The organism is Vibrio sp. M60_M70 (genome assembly GCF_037162085.1).
GTDB classification, from domain to species: domain Bacteria; phylum Pseudomonadota; class Gammaproteobacteria; order Enterobacterales; family Vibrionaceae; genus Vibrio; species Vibrio diabolicus.
This window is the reverse complement of the sequence record NZ_JARLUL010000001.1, coordinates 247,292-266,621: the sequence shown is the minus strand read 5'-3', so window position 1 is coordinate 266,621 and position 19,330 is coordinate 247,292. Positions and strand designations below refer to the sequence as shown.

At 42.7% G+C, this 19,330-nt stretch carries 20 protein-coding genes and 3 pseudogenes; 10 read left to right on the top strand and 13 right to left on the bottom strand.

Annotated features, from left to right (window positions below):
- Positions 1-31 precede the first annotated feature (31 nt).
- From P4S59_RS24375 to P4S59_RS01240, 7 genes and pseudogenes are all read right to left on the bottom strand, one after another.
- Positions 32-387, bottom strand: a pseudogene (locus P4S59_RS24375) (transposase); the annotation flags it as partial.
- A gap of 72 nt (positions 388-459) precedes the next feature.
- Positions 460-642, bottom strand: a pseudogene (locus tag P4S59_RS24370) (IS256 family transposase); the annotation flags it as partial.
- Between the two features lie 185 nt (positions 643-827).
- Positions 828-1,988: a galactokinase gene (gene galK, locus P4S59_RS01260; protein WP_213966062.1), complete on the bottom strand. Its 1,161-nt coding sequence runs from the start codon at positions 1,986-1,988 to the stop codon at positions 828-830.
- A 112-nt stretch (positions 1,989-2,100) separates the two neighbouring features.
- Positions 2,101-3,153, bottom strand: coding sequence for a UDP-glucose--hexose-1-phosphate uridylyltransferase (locus P4S59_RS01255; RefSeq protein ID WP_140367271.1), 1,053 nt, complete (start codon positions 3,151-3,153; stop codon positions 2,101-2,103).
- 83 nt (positions 3,154-3,236) lie between these two features.
- Positions 3,237-4,247: a UDP-glucose 4-epimerase GalE gene (gene galE / locus P4S59_RS01250; protein ID WP_337167884.1), complete on the bottom strand. Its 1,011-nt coding sequence runs from the start codon at positions 4,245-4,247 to the stop codon at positions 3,237-3,239.
- A gap of 129 nt (positions 4,248-4,376) precedes the next feature.
- Positions 4,377-6,098, bottom strand: coding sequence for a solute:sodium symporter family transporter (locus tag P4S59_RS01245; protein WP_140367273.1), 1,722 nt, complete (start codon positions 6,096-6,098; stop codon positions 4,377-4,379).
- 130 nt (positions 6,099-6,228) lie between these two features.
- On the bottom strand, positions 6,229-8,331 hold the full coding sequence (locus P4S59_RS01240) for an alpha-galactosidase (protein WP_213889226.1): 2,103 nt from the start codon (positions 8,329-8,331) through the stop codon (positions 6,229-6,231).
- 231 nt (positions 8,332-8,562) lie between these two features.
- On the opposite strand from P4S59_RS01240, the gene P4S59_RS01235 reads away from it, so the two are divergent.
- The 3 genes from P4S59_RS01235 (at position 8,563) to P4S59_RS01225 (ending at position 11,453) form a co-directional block, all read left to right on the top strand.
- The gene (locus P4S59_RS01235; RefSeq protein WP_213913760.1) at positions 8,563-9,624 is read left to right on the top strand and encodes a LacI family DNA-binding transcriptional regulator; all 1,062 of its coding nucleotides are present in this window, start codon (positions 8,563-8,565) and stop codon (positions 9,622-9,624) included.
- Between the two features lie 1,281 nt (positions 9,625-10,905).
- The gene (locus tag P4S59_RS01230) at positions 10,906-11,163 is read left to right on the top strand and encodes a type II toxin-antitoxin system Phd/YefM family antitoxin (protein ID WP_039989820.1); all 258 of its coding nucleotides are present in this window, start codon (positions 10,906-10,908) and stop codon (positions 11,161-11,163) included.
- Entirely contained in the window at positions 11,151-11,453 is a 303-nt protein-coding gene (locus P4S59_RS01225) for a type II toxin-antitoxin system RelE/ParE family toxin (protein WP_025548916.1), read from the top strand. The genes P4S59_RS01230 and P4S59_RS01225 overlap by 13 nt, the downstream gene beginning before the upstream one ends.
- Positions 11,454-11,643: 190 nt before the next feature.
- On the opposite strand, the gene P4S59_RS01220 is transcribed toward P4S59_RS01225, so the two are convergent.
- Both P4S59_RS01220 and P4S59_RS01215 read right to left on the bottom strand, forming a co-directional pair.
- Positions 11,644-11,940, bottom strand: coding sequence for a type II toxin-antitoxin system RelE/ParE family toxin (locus P4S59_RS01220; RefSeq protein ID WP_140311992.1), 297 nt, complete (start codon positions 11,938-11,940; stop codon positions 11,644-11,646).
- A gap of 6 nt (positions 11,941-11,946) precedes the next feature.
- The gene (locus P4S59_RS01215; RefSeq protein ID WP_064377013.1) at positions 11,947-12,189 is read right to left on the bottom strand and encodes a type II toxin-antitoxin system Phd/YefM family antitoxin; all 243 of its coding nucleotides are present in this window, start codon (positions 12,187-12,189) and stop codon (positions 11,947-11,949) included.
- Positions 12,190-12,428: 239 nt separating this feature from the next.
- Here P4S59_RS01215 and P4S59_RS01210 point away from each other — a divergent pair, with 239 nt between their 5' ends.
- Both P4S59_RS01210 and P4S59_RS01205 read left to right on the top strand, forming a co-directional pair.
- On the top strand, positions 12,429-12,824 hold the full coding sequence (locus tag P4S59_RS01210; protein ID WP_053306558.1) for a DUF3465 domain-containing protein: 396 nt from the start codon (positions 12,429-12,431) through the stop codon (positions 12,822-12,824).
- Between the two features lie 150 nt (positions 12,825-12,974).
- Positions 12,975-13,433, top strand: a complete 459-nt coding sequence (locus P4S59_RS01205; RefSeq protein WP_213889230.1) for a GNAT family N-acetyltransferase — start codon at positions 12,975-12,977, stop codon at positions 13,431-13,433.
- Positions 13,434-13,466: 33 nt separating this feature from the next.
- On the opposite strand, the pseudogene P4S59_RS01200 reads toward P4S59_RS01205, so the two are convergent.
- A pseudogene (locus P4S59_RS01200) lies at positions 13,467-14,422 on the bottom strand (IS110 family transposase).
- 415 nt (positions 14,423-14,837) lie between these two features.
- Between P4S59_RS01200 and P4S59_RS01195 the strand changes: the two are divergent.
- Together P4S59_RS01195 and P4S59_RS01190 are read left to right on the top strand one after the other, a co-directional pair.
- Positions 14,838-15,092 (top strand): type II toxin-antitoxin system Phd/YefM family antitoxin, encoded by a 255-nt coding sequence (locus P4S59_RS01195; protein ID WP_053397282.1) that lies wholly within the window; start codon positions 14,838-14,840, stop codon positions 15,090-15,092.
- Entirely contained in the window at positions 15,085-15,354 is a 270-nt protein-coding gene (locus P4S59_RS01190) for a Txe/YoeB family addiction module toxin (RefSeq protein WP_337167883.1), read from the top strand. The genes P4S59_RS01195 and P4S59_RS01190 overlap by 8 nt, the downstream gene beginning before the upstream one ends.
- A gap of 164 nt (positions 15,355-15,518) precedes the next feature.
- Here P4S59_RS01190 and P4S59_RS01185 read toward each other — a convergent pair whose 3' ends face one another.
- The gene (locus P4S59_RS01185; RefSeq protein ID WP_064377514.1) at positions 15,519-16,016 is read right to left on the bottom strand and encodes a GNAT family N-acetyltransferase; all 498 of its coding nucleotides are present in this window, start codon (positions 16,014-16,016) and stop codon (positions 15,519-15,521) included.
- Complete coding sequence (locus P4S59_RS01180) at positions 16,013-16,285, bottom strand: type II toxin-antitoxin system TacA family antitoxin (RefSeq protein WP_025507006.1); 273 nt, start codon at positions 16,283-16,285, stop codon at positions 16,013-16,015. The genes P4S59_RS01185 and P4S59_RS01180 overlap by 4 nt, the downstream gene beginning before the upstream one ends.
- Positions 16,286-16,514: 229 nt before the next feature.
- On the opposite strand from P4S59_RS01180, the gene P4S59_RS01175 reads away from it, so the two are divergent.
- Positions 16,515-16,913: a DUF6232 family protein gene (locus P4S59_RS01175; RefSeq protein WP_025519062.1), complete on the top strand. Its 399-nt coding sequence runs from the start codon at positions 16,515-16,517 to the stop codon at positions 16,911-16,913.
- Positions 16,914-16,935: 22 nt separating this feature from the next.
- Here the strand turns inward: P4S59_RS01175 and P4S59_RS01170 are convergent, their stop codons facing one another.
- Entirely contained in the window at positions 16,936-17,892 is a 957-nt protein-coding gene (locus P4S59_RS01170) for an IS110 family transposase (protein WP_033906599.1), read from the bottom strand.
- 340 nt (positions 17,893-18,232) lie between these two features.
- Here P4S59_RS01170 and P4S59_RS01165 point away from each other — a divergent pair, with 340 nt between their 5' ends.
- Both P4S59_RS01165 and P4S59_RS01160 read left to right on the top strand, forming a co-directional pair.
- The gene (locus P4S59_RS01165) at positions 18,233-18,634 is read left to right on the top strand and encodes an HIT family protein (RefSeq protein ID WP_064377520.1); all 402 of its coding nucleotides are present in this window, start codon (positions 18,233-18,235) and stop codon (positions 18,632-18,634) included.
- 158 nt (positions 18,635-18,792) lie between these two features.
- Positions 18,793-19,329 (top strand): DUF1643 domain-containing protein, encoded by a 537-nt coding sequence (locus P4S59_RS01160; protein ID WP_337167882.1) that lies wholly within the window; start codon positions 18,793-18,795, stop codon positions 19,327-19,329.
- Position 19,330 lies beyond the last annotated feature (1 nt).

Genomic DNA, 19,330 nt, shown 5'->3' with positions numbered 1-19,330 from the left:
GCCTGTAAATAATTCTGTGTAACTGCCGTGGTTACATATAATCTGTCAGTCTATCTTCGAACATAATCATAAAGCGATTCAGGGCTTGTAACCAGTTTCTGATGGGCATCGTCCACTTCTTGGAAGCATCCTGGATCGCTAAGAAGATCACTTTCCTTGCCGATTCATCCGTTGGGAACAGCTTACGTTTTTTATGGCTTTTCTAATCACACAGTTCAATGACTCGATAGCGTTGGTCGTGTAGATCGCTCTCCTGATGTCCTCAGGGTAATTAAACAAGGTATTGAGGTTATCCCAGTGGGCTGTCCAGGAACTGTTGATTTGAGGGTATTTGACGTCCTATTTATCAGAGAACATTTCTAGCGCTAACAAGGCTTCATATTCGGTCTTGGTCTTGGGCTGGAATCGAGTCTGGTACTTACGAACCAACTTGGGTTCAAAGTTCGCATCTCGGTCGCACAGCACATCAATAGGAACCTGGCCATCATCAGTGAGAATCGACTTAGATGAGTAGCCATTACGGGAGTTTGGGCTGAGTTTAGTAGCGTGCTTTTCGTAGCCAAAGTTATCATCAAGATCGGACTCTGTCTTGATTGATTTGGCAGCTTTACGAGAAAAAGCTTCAAGTGCTTTCTTATCCATGTTGTTTATCCTTAGCCTTTTCAAGGCTTAAGCTTAAACAATTACACAGAAATCAGGACAGTCTCCGACTAATTAAAAGTCAACTACGCCAAGTTTCCGTTGCTTGACTCATCTCCTTCTCTGCTATGCCAGCATATTCCATATGCTGGCATAGCAAGCACAAGTAAGATGAGCAGCTCCGTAGCTTATTTTCCTTTAAGGATTCCAGCTCCATCGGTTGCTCTACAGACGTATATATCTTCCTTAAGGCCAGTTGCGGACTCGTATTTATTTTTAACGGCGAGTTTTAGAAGCTCAACTAAATGCATAGGAACCAGAGCAACAACACAGCCACCAAAACCACCGCCAGTCATTCGCACACCACCTTGGTCACCAATCGTATCTTTCACAATTTCAACTAAAGTATCGATTTCTTTAACTGTGATTTCAAAGTCATCACGCATTGACGCATGTGACTCCGCCATAAGTTCGCCCATACGCTTTATGTCATGCGCACGAAGTGCTTGCGCTGCTTTAATGGTGCGGTCATTTTCTGTGATCACGTGGCGAGCTCGCTTCGCGACCATGTAATCCAGCTCAGACACTTTTTCATCAAACTGCTCAATAGTAACATCACGTAACGCTGCCACACCAAACGTGCGTGCCGCTTCTTCACATTGCTTACGACGCGTGTTGTATTCGCTGTCTACCAAGCCACGTTTTTTGTTCGAGTTGATTATTACAACCGCTATGTCCTCTGGCATCGGTACCGCTTCAGTTTCTAAACTACGGCAATCCAATAACATTGCGTGATTTTCACGACCTTCTGCCGAAATCATTTGGTCCATGATACCGCAGTTACAACCAACGAACTCATTCTCTGCTTGCTGACCATTTAGGGCTATTTCTGTTTGGCTGATTTCTAGATTAAACAGTACTTTAAATGTTTGCCCTATCACCACTTCCAATGCAGCCGATGAGCTTAAACCTGCTCCTTGCGGAACGTTACCACTAACCGCAATATCCGCTCCAGTAAATTGGTAACCGCGAGAAAGAAGACTTTTCACCACCCCGCGAATATAGTTCGCCCACATTTGGTTAGATTGGAAGACAATCTCTTGACTGATATCGAACTCATCAATTGCATTGCCATAATCCACGGATACCACGCGTACTAGGGTGTCTTCACGTTTCGCCGCAGCGACTATCGTTTGGTAATTGATTGCACATGGCAGCACAAAACCATCGTTGTAGTCAGTATGCTCACCAATGAGGTTTACACGGCCAGGAGCTTGAATAATATGGCTCGGTGCATAGCCCAGCAATTCTTCAAAAGAGTTTTCAACATTTTGGATTAAATCAGACATAGGTGGCTTTCTCTTAAGATATAAATTTGGTGTTGGGGAAGTACTTTGAGCCTCATGTTTCATCGCAAGGTGGCACTCCCCATTTTGTTCGTTATCAATAGTTCTCGAGAGTTTATGACTCTTTATAATGCACATCACTTAAGTCGCGTAAACGTTGTGCAGCCTGTTCCGCGGTTAGGTCTCGTTGACTTTCTGCGAGCATTTCATATCCCACCATGAACTTGCGAACCGTGGCACTACGAAGTAGTGGTGGGTAGAACAGCGCATGTAATTGCCAATGGTCGATATCGGTGCCTTCTTCAAAGAATGGCGCATAGTGCCAACCCATCGAGTAAGGGAAAGAACATTGGAATAAATTGTCGTAACGACTCGTCAGCTTTTTGATAGCAACGGCAAGGTCATCACGTTGCTCATCAGTTAGCTCACTCATGCGGCGTATGTGTACTTTTGGAAGAAGCATGGTTTCGAACGGCCATGCAGCCCAGTACGGTACAACAGCAATCCAATATTCAGTTTCAACCACTGTACGTGAACCGTCTTTGAGTTCAGCTTGCACGTAGTCCACCAGCAAGTTGCTGCCATGTTCTTGGTAATACGCTTTTAAGTTGCGCTCTTTGCGCTCAATTTCGTTTGGCAAGAAGCTGTTCGCCCAGATTTGGCCGTGCGGGTGAGGCTGAGAACAACCCATGGTTTCGCCTTTATTTTCGAATGCTTGAACCCAAATGTAGTCTTTGCCTAACTCTTCGATTTGATCATTCCATGTATCAATCACGCCGCGAATTTTATCAACTGGCAATTCCGGTAAGGTTTTGCTGTGATCAGGCGAGAAACAGATGACGCGGCTCAAACCACGCACACCCTGAGATTTGAATAGCGGATTATCTGACTTAGGTGCATCCGGCGAGTCCACCATCAACGCTGCGAAGTCATTTTGGAATACGTATGTACCTTGGTAATCTGGGTTTACATCCCCAGAAATACGCGCATTAGTTGGACAAAGGAAGCACTTCTCATCGTAACTTGGTTGTTCGTCAATCTCTGGTTTCTCATCAGCCCCACTCCAAGGACGTTTAGCTCGATGTGGAGATACCAAAACCCATTGCCCAGTTAATGGGTTGTAACGGCGATGTGGATGATCTATTGGATTGAATTCAATATTTGACATATTACTTGCTCATCTTTTTTAGTCTGTCTTCGATTTGGCACACACCAAACTCATCAATTTTTTTATAAGAAGTTTCGAGTACATTAATACCCGTCAGGATTACTCGATTGCCAATTCCACGTATCTGCCGTCATTTCAGCAATGCTGCGAGTCGCTTTCCAACCGAGCTCTCTTTGTGCTTTTGTAGTACTGGCCCAACATTCTGCAATATCTCCAGGGCGCCGAGGACAAATCTCGTAAGGGATTGGATGACCACATGCCGTTGAGAACGCTTCGACCATTTCAAGTACGCTCGAACCTTTGCCCGTGCCTAAGTTGTACACATGCAAACCGGCTTTTTCGCCGACCGATTTCAGGGCAGCGATATGACCGTCAGCCAAATCCATCACGTGGATGTAGTCACGCACACCAGTACCATCTGATGTGGAGTAATCACTACCGAATACCGACAGTTTTTCGCGGCGACCAACTGCGACTTGAGCGATGAACGGCATCAAGTTGTTTGGGATCCCCTCAGGGTCTTCGCCCATGGTGCCCGATGGGTGTGCACCAACGGGGTTGAAGTAACGTAACAAAGTCACACTCCAATCCTGTTCAGCTTGAAACAGGTCACTCAAACACTCTTCCACCATGTATTTACTGCGACCATAGGGGTTAGTGGTTGCACCTGCTGGTGACTCTTCCGTAATAGGCACAACCTTAGGATCACCATAAACCGTTGCAGATGAGCTAAATACAATACTTTTTACACCCGCTTTGCGCATACTGCGCACCAACACTAATGAACCATTAACGTTGTTATCGTAATACTCCAATGGTTTTAAAACGGATTCGCCAACGGCTTTTAGACCAGCAAAATGAATCACAGCTTGAATATCATGTTGATTAAATACTGAGTCTAAAAAGGCTTCATCTCGAATGTCGCCTTGATAGAAAGCTGGTTGCTGCCCTGTTAGTGCCTCTATACGATTTAATACCTCTATTTTGGAATTACATAGGTTGTCTACGATGATTGGTTCCATACCAGCTTTGATCATCTGCACACATGTGTGACTACCGATATACCCCATTCCGCCTGTGACAAGAACTGACATAAATACTTTTCCACCTTTCAACGTAAAAATCTCTAGATCAGGTATACCTGCGTCATGCGCAATATTCGGGCATACCGATCTATCTACTTGCTGTCCGTTTTTAATGATTAAATAATTAGTGTGGTTTGATTACGGCATGTACATATCATTAAGCTTGGTTACCTGTTTGCTTTTCCTACGTTTCAATAAATAGTTAAAGGTCACACCAAGCATTAAGATAACACCGCAAAAACCATACACTTGCATGACCGTTGGGTCGCTTGAAACAAAACCTACGTCCGAAAACATCACATACGCTCCTAACACCATATAGAGAATGACCGCGGACGCTTCAAAGCGGAAAGACCATGGCGTCACGTCGATGCTTTCATTCACTGGCATCACATAATCCGTATCACGTGGCATAAAATGACCAATCGCAAACATCAATAAAGTACAAACTACAAATAAAATCGCTAATTGATGTAAGAAGTGGATTGGGGTGTCAAAGATTAATTGCATCGCAGCATAGGAGCTCACAAATATCGTTAGTGCAACTTTGGCTGCAATAGCTGGTACACGTTTTGAAATGTAACCAACGAACACGATGGTGAAGATAGGCACACTGAAAAAGCCAGCAACCATTTGTAAGTATTGGAATAAACCTTCTGGTGCATATAGGATAAACGGTGCGATGCAAACAGAGATAATGGCAATGATGACTCCAAATAGGCGCCCCTTACCGACTAACTCTTCATCGGATTTATCTTTACCAAATAATGGCTTATAAACGTTCAATGCAAATAGTGTCGTAGAACTGTTTAGCACACCATTAAACGTACTTAATATGGCACCAAACATAACCGCAACAAAGAAGCCAACAAGAGGCTTGGGTAACACTTCGTTCACTAAGCGCGTATACATTGTGTCGGGATTACCTGCATCAGAGCCAAACATGTGGAAGGCAATGATGCCGGGAATGATGAGGAATAATGGAGAGATAACCTTAATTGCACCTGCGAGAATGACACCCTTTTGACCTTCTTTCAGGTTCTTTGCGCCAAGCGCACGCTGAATGATGGATTGGTCGGTGCCCCAATAATACAAGTTCACTAATAATAGGCCCGTGAACAGAGTAGAAAATGGCAGTGGATCCGTTTCTTTACCTACGGATTGCAGCTTCTCTGGTGCGGCAGTGAGCAACACGTCCAAACCTTCTATAAAGTTACCGCCGCCTAATGCCATCAGGCCAAATACAGGAATCATTAGGCCACCAAGAATCAGTCCTACACCATTGAAGGTATCAGCAATAACGACAGCTTTTAGACCACCATAAATAGCGTAAAAGAAACCTAACAAACCTATCGTGGCAGAGATCAGTGCGATGGAGCTAAATTCGGAAATACCCAATAAACCTTGTACATCGAAGATTTCGCCTAGTACCACTGCGCCAGCGTAAAGAGTAGTAGGAAGAATGTTGATGACGTATTGACACAAGAACAACAAAGTAACGAACTTCTTCACCGACATGTCATAACGGCTTTCTAAGAAATCTGGAATGGTGGTGATACCTTGCTTGAGGTAACGCGGTACAAGCAGCAGCGCAATGACAACCAGAGTAACGCCAGAGGCAACTTCCCACCCCATTACACTCATATTGTGGGTGTAGGCTTGAGCACTCATACCGACAAAACTGGTTGCACTCAAATTGGTAAGAATTAGCGAGCTGGCAATCAGTCCGCCCGTCAAACTTCGTCCTCCAAGGAAGAAACCATCTTGAGAGGTGTGTTTATCATTTTTAACTTTGCTGTAAGTGAACACCACAACAAAGCCCGTAAACAGCAAAAACGAAAGTAATACTGTAATAGACATTTTGTTTCCTTAACAAGTTAAGCAATTCAACTTGCTTGTTGGTTGTAGGGTGCCCCTCTAGCGAGTATAGGAGTGTTTTATCAGGAACAACGTAAGTTGAAACTGGTCGCCAGAGGAGGCAGATAGAGATTTAACGTTTTTTGAGGTGAACAATAAGCGCTGATTCGGGATCGAGGATTGGAAGCGTCACCCCAATTTCTTTTAAGTTATCACCACTTAGCGTCAGAGTTTTGTCTAGCCATTTCGGACGCTGTTTCATCAATTGAAAGCTGGTCTGTGGCATTTCCACAATCTTGATTTCGTAACTGGCTTTTTCATCTGCGCAACTCACTCGAAGTGGAGATGGTAGCGCGTAATTTGGCATGGTCAGTTGGCAGACCGTAATCAGCATTTCTTTCCCGTTTTCAACACCATAGATGTTCTGGCTATGATCTGCTGGGTCAATACGGAAAGCACGCCCAGAGTGAAGCAAGTCGCGATACTGTTTGTGCAATTGAATATAATGGGCGAAGGCTTGTTTTTCTTCAGCGCTCTCTTTTACTGGATCGAGTTCAACGCCCATGTGACCACTTAACGCCGTCACTCCACGCATATTGATGGCATGACGACGATTAGTTGAATGACATTCCGCAGGGCCAATGTGCGCACCCATTACTTCAGGCGGAAAGAAATAGCTCATACCACGTTGAATAGCTTGGCGTTCGAGCGCATCATTACAATCAGAAGCCCAGAAGCGATGGGTGCGTTTAAGGATTTCAAAATCAATACGACCACCACCTGAAGAGCAAGACTCTATCTCGACTTCAGGGTGTGCCGCATAAAGTTCATCTAACAGACGATAAAGCGCTTTCGTTTGACCATGTACAGCTGGCTTACCTTGATGACCTGGCTGCACCAGCTCACGGTTCATGTCCCACTTTAGGTACCCAATGTTGTATCGAGTCAGTAAATCATTCAAACGATCAAACAGGTAGTTGAAGCAATCTTTGTTTTGCAAATCCAACACGTATTGCCAACGACCTGAAGGCTGGTCGTAGCCTTGTAGACTCAATACCCAATCGGGGTGTTGGCGATATAGGTTTGAGTCTTGGCTGACCATCTCGGGTTCAACCCAAAGACCAAATTCCATACCTTTGTTGTTTACGTGCTCAATCACTGGTTCAAGACCATTTGGGTACTTCGTTTCATCCAAATACCAGTCACCAAGCGCGGCACGTTCACCATCACGACCAATGAACCAACCATCATCAATAATGAAGCGCTCGACCCCCATCTCAGCGGCTTCGGTTGCCATCTGCATGATGTACTCAGGGTTGTGATCAAAATAGATACCTTCCCATGTGTTTAAGTGAACCGGGCGGGGGTTACCGCTTGGAAACTGGATAATATTGGCGCGAACAAACTCATGGAATCGTTGTGAAATACCGTTCAAACCCGAGTTGCTGTATGTTGCATAAAGCCACGGGGATTGGTATGTCTCACCACTTTTTAAACGCTTTTCGCCAGAGAGTAACAACTCGCCGGCTTGAACAAAGCGGCGACCATCACTACGAACATCAGCGCGCAGTTGATGATTACCACTCCAACCAAGGTGAAAGCCCCATACGTGACCCAACTGCTCGCTAAAGCCATTCGTGCCAGCGAACAGACCAGGGAAATTTTCATGAGAGGTTCGGCCACGGCGGTTTTCTTGCATAAAGCCACCATGTTCAAAGCGCAAACGTTGAGTTTGAAATTCATGACACCAACGTCCGTGAAATGTCATTAGTTCGTTGGCATGATTAGGCAACGGTAAAGTGGACGAAAGCTTATCTAAACAATACTCGCTTGACGCGATGTTCTTTATTGAGATGCGTTTTTGCACCACGTCGCTATTGAAGTCAAGGTGCAGCTCAATGACCAACTCAAGCCCAGCGATGTCGTCTTGAAGTATAAATGTTGCACTACCATCATTTTGCTCGATAGATTTGGTTATGAACACGGGCGCCCAATCATCGCCATTTCGGTGTCCTTCAATACCAGGCGCATTAAAGTGACCACTACCAAGCTCTGGACATAGTGATAACGGCACGTCGACATCAAGGCGAGCCTGAGAGATAGGACGCTCGGTCGAGAGGATTAAATCAGGGTCAATCTGAGCAATTTTCGCTCCCCAATGAAGGATTTCAGGAACACGATCTACTTTAATGATCATGCTGTGATTCTTAGATTTTAAGTGAACAAACTTTTGCATACTGCCCCTCTGTTTTCGCAAACATTTAATCTATAAATAATGATGCGCTTATTCAGCTCCATTGCGACAAAAAAGCCTAATTAGTGTGATTTAGATCATTTTAATAGGGTGTTTTTTGTGTGGTCGATCTTGTGTTTTCGAAAACATTTACTCATGTTTTTACGACATCAATCACGAGAACATTTGAATGAACCTGGTAGAATGAATCGAAAATCTGGATAGGAGAATGCAATGGCAGTCACGTTTAAAGATGTTGCGCGGTTAGCTGGGGTCTCAACTCAAACCGTATCCCGCGTAACCAATGGCGCAGATAACGTCGCGGAAGCAACGCGAAAACGAGTCAACGATGCGATAAAAAAGCTTGGCTATGTACCAAACAAAGGTGCACAAATGCTGAGCCGAGCTAAGTCTCGGATCATCGGCATTGTTTCCTTGGATATCTCTCTGCACGGTGTGGCTCTGATTGCCAACGGAATTCGCAACCAAGCGCATGAGATGGGCTACGGGACAGCGTTAACCGTATTAGCAAACAACTCTATTGATGAATTTCGCGATGCGATTCGAGAGCTTATTGCACAACAAGTCGATGCTATTATTATCAATGCCCCCGTAAATCAAGACATAGCACAGTGTCTGATTGAGCAGTTCAGCCAACTAACATTAGTATTCATTGATGTTCCTGAAGGGACCCCTGTCAATCATGTTAGGTGTGATCATCATACAGGAGCGAACTTGGCGGTATTACATTTGATTGAACAAAAACGCGATTCCTTCGTGTGTATTTCTGGCCCATCTGAATCGACCGCCTCTAAAATTCGTTACGACGCGTGGCAAACACAACTCCAAAAACATGGAGCCAAAGAAGTTGCTTGTTATGAAGGTGATTGGCAAGCAGCTAGTGGCCACAAAGCGATTAAAGACCTTGTGCTAAAAGGTATAGACTTTGATGCGGTATTAGTCGCCAATGATCAAATGGCACTCGGTGTTTTATGCGCTCTGTCAGAAGCAGGCATCAATGTGCCAAAGACGGTTTCTGTCATTGGATTTGATGGTATTCAGGACAGTCAATATTTTTCACCGCCTTTAACCACGATCAAACAAGACTTCGACCAATTGGGCCGTAAAGCCGTTACATTAATGCTCAGCCAAATGGAAAAACCAGAGGGAACAATCTCTGAGGTGCTGCCTGTCAATTTAGTCATCAGACAAAGTACAAGTGAAAAAGCAGATTCTTTATATGACAAACAAGAGGTTCTCGCTTGTCTTGAAAATATTCGTCGCCTACTGCCGTAGATAAAATTTTTATGAAGAACCACCTAGCAGTGTTTTTATGTTGAGAAAAAGCTCGGACAAACGTACAGAGAGCGGACCGAGCCACTAGAGTGGAAGCGCGCCCTCTTGGACAGCTTGCTACCAACCTTATACAGTACCTCGATTGTATCATTATCGTAGACTTACTCTTTTTCAATTTACTCAAATGGTAAGTGCCAACGTTCCTATCTTGCAAGGCTAGCAACTGGATTCATTCTAATGGGTTAATTTAGTGATACTGATTGACTCATCGAATGTGAACAGAGCTTCATTTGATCTCATCTACATTTATTGAGAAATTAATCATACTACTATAACAAGTTGATTTTGTCGGATAAGCAACACCTGTTATCAGATCTCCCTCCTGAGAGCCGTACGTCTAACTTTCACTACATACAGCTCAAAATCCACTAAGCTCCCTATTGACACCCAGTAAATTATAAATCAGTGGTAGCAGGGTCAAACCATGAGTTACAACCAGTTTTTTACCCTTACTTTGATTAAGAAAACCTTCCCCAAAAGGTTCGAACTGGTTTGCTTAAATCTTGATTTTGACATGTTGAATTAATAGGCACTTGAGCAATTTAAAATAGTCAGCTCATGTCTTTGTACGTCGAAGTAGAAAATTCACAGATGACTACCTCAAATACACGCAGATAGACAGTATTGACGTTTATTCAGTGCTAAAGGAAGGAAATCCAGTAATTACTACGACATTTACCACTTTATGTACTAGTCATAACCAGTTTTTTGAAAAGGTTGATTGATCTATCTACAATTGATTTAGAAGTTATGAAACTGAAAGGTTGAGACAATTTTATCAGAGACTTACTTAAGTAGTTAGGCGTGTATCAATTGAAGTAGCGAAACAGTAGAGGTAGATCTTACGTTTTTGGAGTTAAGATTTTCCACACCTCAGGTAATTCACCTTTCACTAAATTAGTAAAATCATTAACACATTTCTGCCCCAAAATCGTTCAGAGCTAATACTCTACACATTTAGGGGGCGTGCGTTTACCCTACTAAAAGTTATTCGATGGAGTTGATAATTGTTCATTCTCGTCATTAGGAGACATCTTGCAGTCTAACTTCCCTTCATGTGGTATAATTTATTGATTATCAGTTGAGTTAATATGAAAGAGACTGCACTATCGAAGGATGAAAGACGACTATGTGTCGCCTAATAGCGTTAGCCGTCATGGAGCTTGCTATACTCAAAGTGATAGAATAGTATCACTTTAGTATTCCTTTGGAGCAGCTCTCATGAAAGTAGAACTAGTTACATCACTCAAACGTCAAGCAACTAAGATCCTCGCCGATCTCCACGACACCAAAGAGCCAGTGTTAATTACTGAGCATGGTAAGCCATCCGCTTATCTCATTGATGTTGATGACTACGAGTTTATGCAAAATCGTTTAGCTATTCTTGAGGGTATTGCACGAGGAGAGCGTGCACTAGCTGACGGTAAAGTGGTAAGCCATGATGAAGCGAAGGACAAAATGTCAAAATGGCTGAAATAATCTGGACTGAACCAGCGTTATCTGACCTCAACGATATCGCTGAATACATCGCACTTGAAAATATCGTAGCTGCAAAGCAGTTAGTGCAAACGATCTTCTCCAAAGTCGAACGCCTACAAACTTTCCCAGAGTCAGGTCGTATTCCACCCGAGCTAGAACATCTAAGTTATCGTGAAGTTGTCGTTAATCCATGTCGTGTTTTCTATAAACAAGACGGTGACAAAGTGTTTATTCTGTTTGTTATGCGTGCAGAGAGAGATTTGCGTAAGTTCCTGTTGAGTAAGCAGTAACCTTTGGGAATGAGCGGCTAAAAAACTGTTTAAGAGTGATTCGCAACGCGTGGTATTTTTACTATGCGTTAGTTTTAGTGTTTAAGGTGGTATGCGGTAGCATTGGTATTGCGTTGCTCACACCTTAACAGGGCGTTAGTTTACCATTCAAGCTCAACACCCTAGATCCAAATCTAGGGTGAAGTCTTGATTATAAGTGGTTCTGAGGAAGCTGTGATTGACCGAGTACGGCTACAACTAAAATGAAGCCATCTTCTTTTGTAAAGTAAGCGGTATGCTTGCCCACAGGGAAATAGAATCCGCTTGGGTATATGTCATCACAACTGCGACCAACAGCTGGATTATCAGCAAGCATTTGAAAACCAGTTAGTAACGTATCTTTGTAGCTTCGCCACTGCATCTCGGAGAAATTTTTAACTGTATAGCTTTTGATTTTCCGTAAATGAGTCTGAGCTAATTTACTCAGTTTGTATTTATTCTTTTGCATCGCGGGTTATAAGGCGTTTAAAAAGTCTTCACCATCAATCACATCGCCTTGTGTTAAGTCTTGTTTTGCTGACTCGAAGCAATGTTTAAGGTAATCGGTTTTCATTGCTTCTAGTTCTTCATAGTCCTTGATAGACATTACAACTACGGCATCTTTGCTGTTTTTGCTAATCTTCACAGGCTCACGTTGAGCGCTTAGAAGTAGCTCACCAAAATTACGTTTGGCATCATTTGCTGTTAATGTGTGCATGATCAATCTCCAAATCTGGAATTACAGTAAGATTATAGTTGGTCGCATGAAATGGTCAATCTAATTAAATCGTGCGATTTGTGCGAAAGGTAAACTAACAAACAATTTAAGAGTGATTCGGCACGCGTGGCATTTTTACTATACGTCGGTTCTAGTGATTAAGGTGGCATGCGGAAGCATAGGTATTGCGCGCCTCACACCTTAATTGGGCGTTATGTGAATCAGAGAGAATTGAGTATATGAAGAAGTTCTTCGCAATATTTATAGCAGCTTTTTGCTTAGTTTCAGTTGGTGTTCTAGCGAATGACTACAAGCTCGGACAGGCGTTTGAAAATCATCAAAGTGACCTTCAAGTTCGTGGCTCAGGAACAATAATTCGTCTATTGCCAGATGACAACAAAGGAAGTCGACATCAAAAATTCATACTCAAATTAGATAGTAAGCAGACTTTACTTGTTGCTCATAACATCGATTTAGCACCAAGAATTCCCAACCTAAAAGTCGGCGATCGAGTTGAGTTTTACGGTGAATACGAATGGAATAAAAAAGGTGGTGTAATGCACTGGACACACCGCGATCCCAACAATAGGCATCCACATGGCTGGTTAAAGCACAACGGTAAAAAGTACGACTGAAAATTCACATACAAGGCGTTTAAGGCAGATTCGCAACGCATAGCATTTTTGGTTTGCTTTGAATTTAGTGGTTACGGCACAATGCTTTGGGTTTAGTGGAGGCGTCGCTCACTACTTAACGCGGCGTTATGTGCTTTGGTGGAAATGGATATGGAAATCACAATCAGGCGTATCAAAACAGAAAGCATTGAAGACAAAGGTATATTCGAGACTTTGTTTAGAGAGTACCTATCTGGATTCTCAGTTGAGCTAGATCTCTCAGTAATTGCTCAGTTATTTGCATTGCCTTATTTCCACGGATTTATCAGTTTTATCGACGATAAGCCCGCCGGTTTTGCGGTTTGCTTTGAATCGTTTTCAACTTATCGTGCGCAAAGAGTGATGAATATCCATGACTTTATGGTGTCGGACAACTTTCGTGGTAAAGGCGTGGGCAAAGCGCAGCTGAATGGTATCGAACAGCATTGTCGTGATAATGATTACCTCAAAATCACACTAGAGGTCGGTGATGATAATGTTGCAGCTAAAAAGCTCTACAGTTCATTGGACTACGAAGATTACAGAGTAGTTTTGACAGGGCAGCAACATTGGCAAAAGTACCTCAATTAGCACGCACATAACAAGAGACTATGGCGTCAATAGTTAATTTTTGAGGCTATCTGTATCCCACATAACACCATCTCTTAGCATTGAATTTAAGATAACAACCATCTTTCTCATGCAGGCAACAATGGCAACTTTTTTCGGTTTTCCTGCCGTAAGTAGTCGTTCATAAGTTGCTTTGAAAACAGGGTGCATTGGATAGCCGACATCATCGCCATATACATAACGGTCCTAACTTGAGACCGCCCTCCTTGTATCAGCCGCTTACCTTTAAAGCGGCCACTTTCTCTTGTTATTGGTGCGACACCAATGAGAGAAGAAGCTTGTTTGTTAGTGATAAAGCCCAGCTCGGGTACATTACTAATTAGGGAGGCAGCAAGGACTTTACCAACACCAGGCATGCTTTGGAGAATAGTATTTTTGGCTTGATACTCAGGACAACTCTCAATCAGTTTCGCTATCTTTGCTTCTACTTTTTCAATCTGATTTTTCAGGGCGGTAAGGATAGGGGTAATCGTAGACGAGATATTCTTAGGTAATATTTGTAGTCGGTTTCTTTCCATGGTTTGCATGGTGAGTAGCTGGTTACGCCTTGTGACTAAGTCACTCATAAGGCGTATGTTTTCGCTTTTTAGTTTGGTCAGTTCTGGCTGAACACGTTCGGCATAATGTGCGATGAGAGCGGCATCTAAACGGTCGTTCTTAGCTCGTTGACCAATGGCACCAGCAAACCTTTTAATACGTAGTGGGTTGGCAATAACATAAGGTAATTTGGCTTTGTCACAGGCGAGTATAAAAGGCATTTCTAATCGACCTGTAGCTTCGATGACGACACGTTGAGGTTTGTGTTTCTTAATGGTTTTTATGGCATCGCTGATGCCTTTTTCGGTGTTCGGGACAGTGAAGTAAATATCGAGTGGTCGGATGTAGATGTCTAATTGTGACTTACCAGTATCAACGCCGACATTAATGTTTTGAAGTGTGTTTGTATTCATAATAAGCTAACTCTTGCTTGCAAATGCGGGCTCGAGACCCAGAAGACTATTCGAGTGTGGTGCTTGGAGTTCTATCTGGCGTTCGTACTTGTTACCGGTCTCTCAATTGAGGAGCCATCGTTCAATCGAACTACCAGATAGAAGAACTTTAGTTGCAGCTAAAGTCTGGGTCTCACCTTACCCGATTGGAGTACTTATTATCCATACAAACTGTTCAAGACGGATTCGCAACGCGTGGCATTTTTACTATGCGTTGGTTTTAGTGTTTAAGGTGGTATGCGGTGGCTTTGGTATTGCGTTGCTCACCCCTTAACAGGGCGTTAGTTGCCTTATCAAAATCGCATGTTCAATTTACTGTACAAGTACATGAGCGAAGACTATACTTGTTCCATTAAATGTACATGTGGAGGTTCTTATGAGAATCGTATCTTTTACTGAAGCTAGAAATAGTCTCAAAGCGGTTTTAGATGGTGTCGTGAATGATGCTGATACAACCGTAATTACTCGCCGTGACTCTGAAGATGCAGTTGTTATGTCCTTAGACTATTACAATAGCCTAATGGAAACAGTTCACTTACTTCGCTCACCTCAAAATGCGGAGCATTTGAATCGTTCAATAGCGCAGTATCGTGCTGGTAAGACAACAGCACGAGAGTTAATTGATGAGTAGTTGTCAACGTTTACTATCTTGGACTAACGATGCTTGGGATGATTACCTGTACTGGCAAACTCAAGATAAGAAAACCTTAAAACGCATTAATAAGCTTATCAACGATGTTAAACGCTCTCCAATTGAGGGTATTGGTAAACCTGAGCCACTAAAGGAAAACCTATCTGGTTTTTGGTCTCGTCGTATTGATGACACTAATAGGCTTGTTTATGCCGTAGATGACCAAGCAATCACAATAATTTCGTGTCGTTACCACTACTAAATGGCTTCATCGTCAGGCAACTAACAAACGCTTTAAGACGGATTCGCAACGCGTGGCATTTTTACTATGCGTTGATTTTAGTGATTAAGGTGGTATGCAGAAACATCGGTATTGCGTTGCTCACCACTTAAGCGGGCGTTAATTTGCTAAAGGCTAGCGGGTAACTAGCCTAAGCTGGCTCTCACATCAGCAATGGTGATGAAGAGTTTATTTCCAGCGTCTTCAAATGCTTGAAAACCATAGCGTTCATAGAAGTGTTTCGCACCGTCTTTGGCGTCAACGATAACAACTGGAAATGCAACGCTATCACTAGCAGCTAATAGCTTTCTGAGTGCGTCGATAAGCAGCCACTCACCAAAACCTTTCCCTTTGTATCGCTCATCGACAGCAAGACGGGCTATCAGACCACCAGAGGTGGATGATTGGTGCTTTTTTTGTAACTTATCAGGCAATGCCTTTAAGTAAATTGGCGTCATTGTTAGCGTGTAAAAGCCGATGACATGTGAGTTGTCGTTATCATCTTCCAAAACAAACGTTCTGGTGTTGTCCTTCTTTGCTTGCTGACTAGCCATTACTCTTAAGTAATTATTGAGAGCTTCGATGCCACAGTTGAATCGGTTTCTATCGTGTTTAGCTTTATCTAGAAGTACCGTATTCATCATTGAGTTTTGCTCTCGTATCGATCAGCTGCAGCTTTTAGTTTTGAGTTCTGTGTTGCAGGACAGTCTAAAGCTTCCATGAGCAACATAGCATCAGCTTGGCTCAGTTTTAAAGCCTGTTCACGTTCGATGACTTGTTTAGCTTTTTCGATTGCAGCGCTTAGAACAAACGAGTTGATGCTAGACATGCCAGCGATCGCGGCAGCCTTAGTAAGTAAGTCTTGTGTATCGACATCAACCCTAGCGGTGATGCGAGGCAAAGTAGTTGCCATAATGTTATCTCCTGTTGTGTCAAAATGTCACATGTGTATTATGGTCTTAAAGTGTGCAATAAGCAATCTTTGTGTCACTTTGGCACACAAACTAACAAGCATTTAAGAGTGATTCAGCACGCTTGGCATTTTTAGTTTGGGTTTAGTTCAGTGTTTACGGTGGTCAAATTAAGTGCTGTGCTTGCGTGCTTCACACCTTAATTGGGCGTTATACGAATAGAGGGAAATTATGTACAAAAATACTGATTTTAACTTGGATTCAAAAGAGTTCAGGTTTAAGAAAGACTCATATCCTTTGTCTAAGATAAACAATGTTAGGGTTAAAAAGTTAAGTTTTCTTGATAATTTAGGTCAAGTTTTATTCTGGGTGTGTGTTTTTTCAGGGGCAGTTTGGTTAGTTATTCCAAGGTTGGAAGAGGTGCCACAATGGCTACTAGTTTTAGTTCTTAGTCTGACGGTTGTAGGTTTGGTTTTTGCTCTTTTTCGTTGTTCTAAATATGCACTTCAAGTCGAGTTTCGCCACATAGATGAAACGGGCGTTCAATGGGTTAATGTCGCTAAGTCATACTCAAAGTCAGATTGTGAGTTATTTGAACAGCAAGTGTTGGCACTGAAAAAATTCGTATAACAAGAGACTATGGCGTCAATAGTTAATTTTTGAGGCTATCTGTATCCCACATAACACCATCTCTTAGCATTGAATTTAAGATAACAACCATCTTTCTCATGCAGGCAACAATGGCAACTTTTTTCGGTTTTCCTGCCGTAAGTAGTCGTTCATAAGTTGCTTTGAAAACAGGGTTGCATTGGATAGCCGACATCATCGCCATATACATAACGGTCCTAACTTGAGACCGCCCTCCTTGTATCAGCCGCTTACCTTTAAAGCGGCCACTTTCTCTTGTTATTGGTGCGACACCAATGAGAGAAGAAGCTTGTTTGTTAGTGATAAAGCCCAGCTCGGGTACATTACTAATTAGGGAGGCAGCAAGGACTTTACCAACACCAGGCATGCTTTGGAGAATAGTATTTTTGGCTTGATACTCAGGACAACTCTCAATCAGTTTCGCTATCTTTGCTTCTACTTTTTCAATCTGATTTTTCAGGGCGGTAAGGATAGGGGTAATCGTAGACGAGATATTCTTAGGTAATATTTGTAGTCGGTTTCTTTCCATGGTTTGCATGGTGAGTAGCTGGTTACGCCTTGTGACTAAGTCACTCATAAGGCGTATGTTTTCGCTTTTTAGTTTGGTCAGTTCTGGCTGAACACGTTCGGCATAATGTGCGATGAGAGCGGCATCTAAACGGTCGTTCTTAGCTCGTTGACCAATGGCACCAGCAAACCTTTTAATACGTAGTGGGTTGGCAATAACATAAGGTAATTTGGCTTTGTCACAGGCGAGTATAAAAGGCATTTCTAATCGACCTGTAGCTTCGATGACGACACGTTGAGGTTTGTGTTTCTTAATGGTTTTTATGGCATCGCTGATGCCTTTTTCGGTGTTCGGGACAGTGAAGTAAATATCGAGTGGTCGGATGTAGATGTCTAATTGTGACTTACCAGTATCAACGCCGACATTAATGTTTTGAAGTGTGTTTGTATTCATAATAAGCTAACTCTTGCTTGCAAATGCGGGCTCGAGACCCAGAAGACTATTCGAGTGTGGTGCTTGGAGTTCTATCTGGCGTTCGTACTTGTTACCGGTCTCTCAATTGAGGAGCCATCGTTCAATCGAACTACCAGATAGAAGAACTTTAGTTGCAGCTAAAGTCTGGGTCTCACCTTACCCGATTGGAGTACTTATTATCCATACAAAGCGTTTAAGACAGATTCGCAACGCTCGGCATTTTCGATTTGCTTTGAATTTAGTGTTTACGGCACAATGGCTTAGGTAGGGGGACGTTGCTCACTACTTAACGCGGCGTTATATATCTAGTGGAGTTCAGATGACTACGATAGTCGAACAAATTATTAATCGTGAAATTGACTCGGTCATCGTGTATGAATCTGACCAAGTTATAGCTTTTGCAGATCATGATCCAATCAACTTTGGACATATTTTAATCTGTCCTAAGACTCAATATCGTACTTTCATCGACCTGCCTGAGTCTGTGTTTTTAGAGATCACCGACGTTGCAAAAGATTTATATAAACGTATAGAAGCTAAGTTCAATCCCGATGGTATCGGCTTTATGCAAAACAATGGAGAGGCACCTCATTTCAACGAGCTCGATCACTACCATTTGCATATTTTCCCTAGGTTCCATGGCGACCAGTACGGTTGGGTTAGTAGTGAACTTGGAATTCAAACTATGGATAAACTAAGAGAATCACTTAAAGAACTATGAGCATTGAAAAATATGCTAACAAATTGTTCAAGAGTGATTCGGCACGCGTGGCATTTTGACTATGCGTTGGTTTTAGTGGTTAAGGTGGTATGCAGAAGCTTCGGTATTGCGTGCCTCACACCTTAACAAGGCGTTATGTAACAAATGGAGTTGTAACATTGGCAATACAAGTTAATAGAACAATAGAGGTGTCTGCTGAATTCTCAAACGACACTCAGCAAAGTTTACGTTTTTCTCTAACAAAAGCTTGGGGAAACGGTGAGAAGAAAGCTTTGTTTATATTCCTGAACCCAAGTAAAGCAGATATAGTCCGAATGGATAATACTTTCGCTAATGTAGTTAACTATTGCGTGGATGCTAATTTTGATGCTGTTACAGTCGTTAATTTGTTTCCTTACAGAGCGACAGAGCCCAAGGATTTAGTTGGGAAGTACGATTTAGGGCTTTCAGAAAACATAAAGGTGTTTCAGCGTGAACTTGAACTTGCCAATGAGGTGTTCATTGCGTGGGGCACTGAACATAAGAAATATAGCCAAGCGAAAAAGAGGTTTGAGTCTGTTCTTAAAGAAAGTGCTGATGGGAAGCGTATTTCTTGTTGGTACGATGAAAAAGGGAACTATCCCAAGCATTTACGCATTCTAGGCAAAAACTGGGTAAATAAAGACTATCAGTTTGTCTTTGAGTCAGTTACATAAC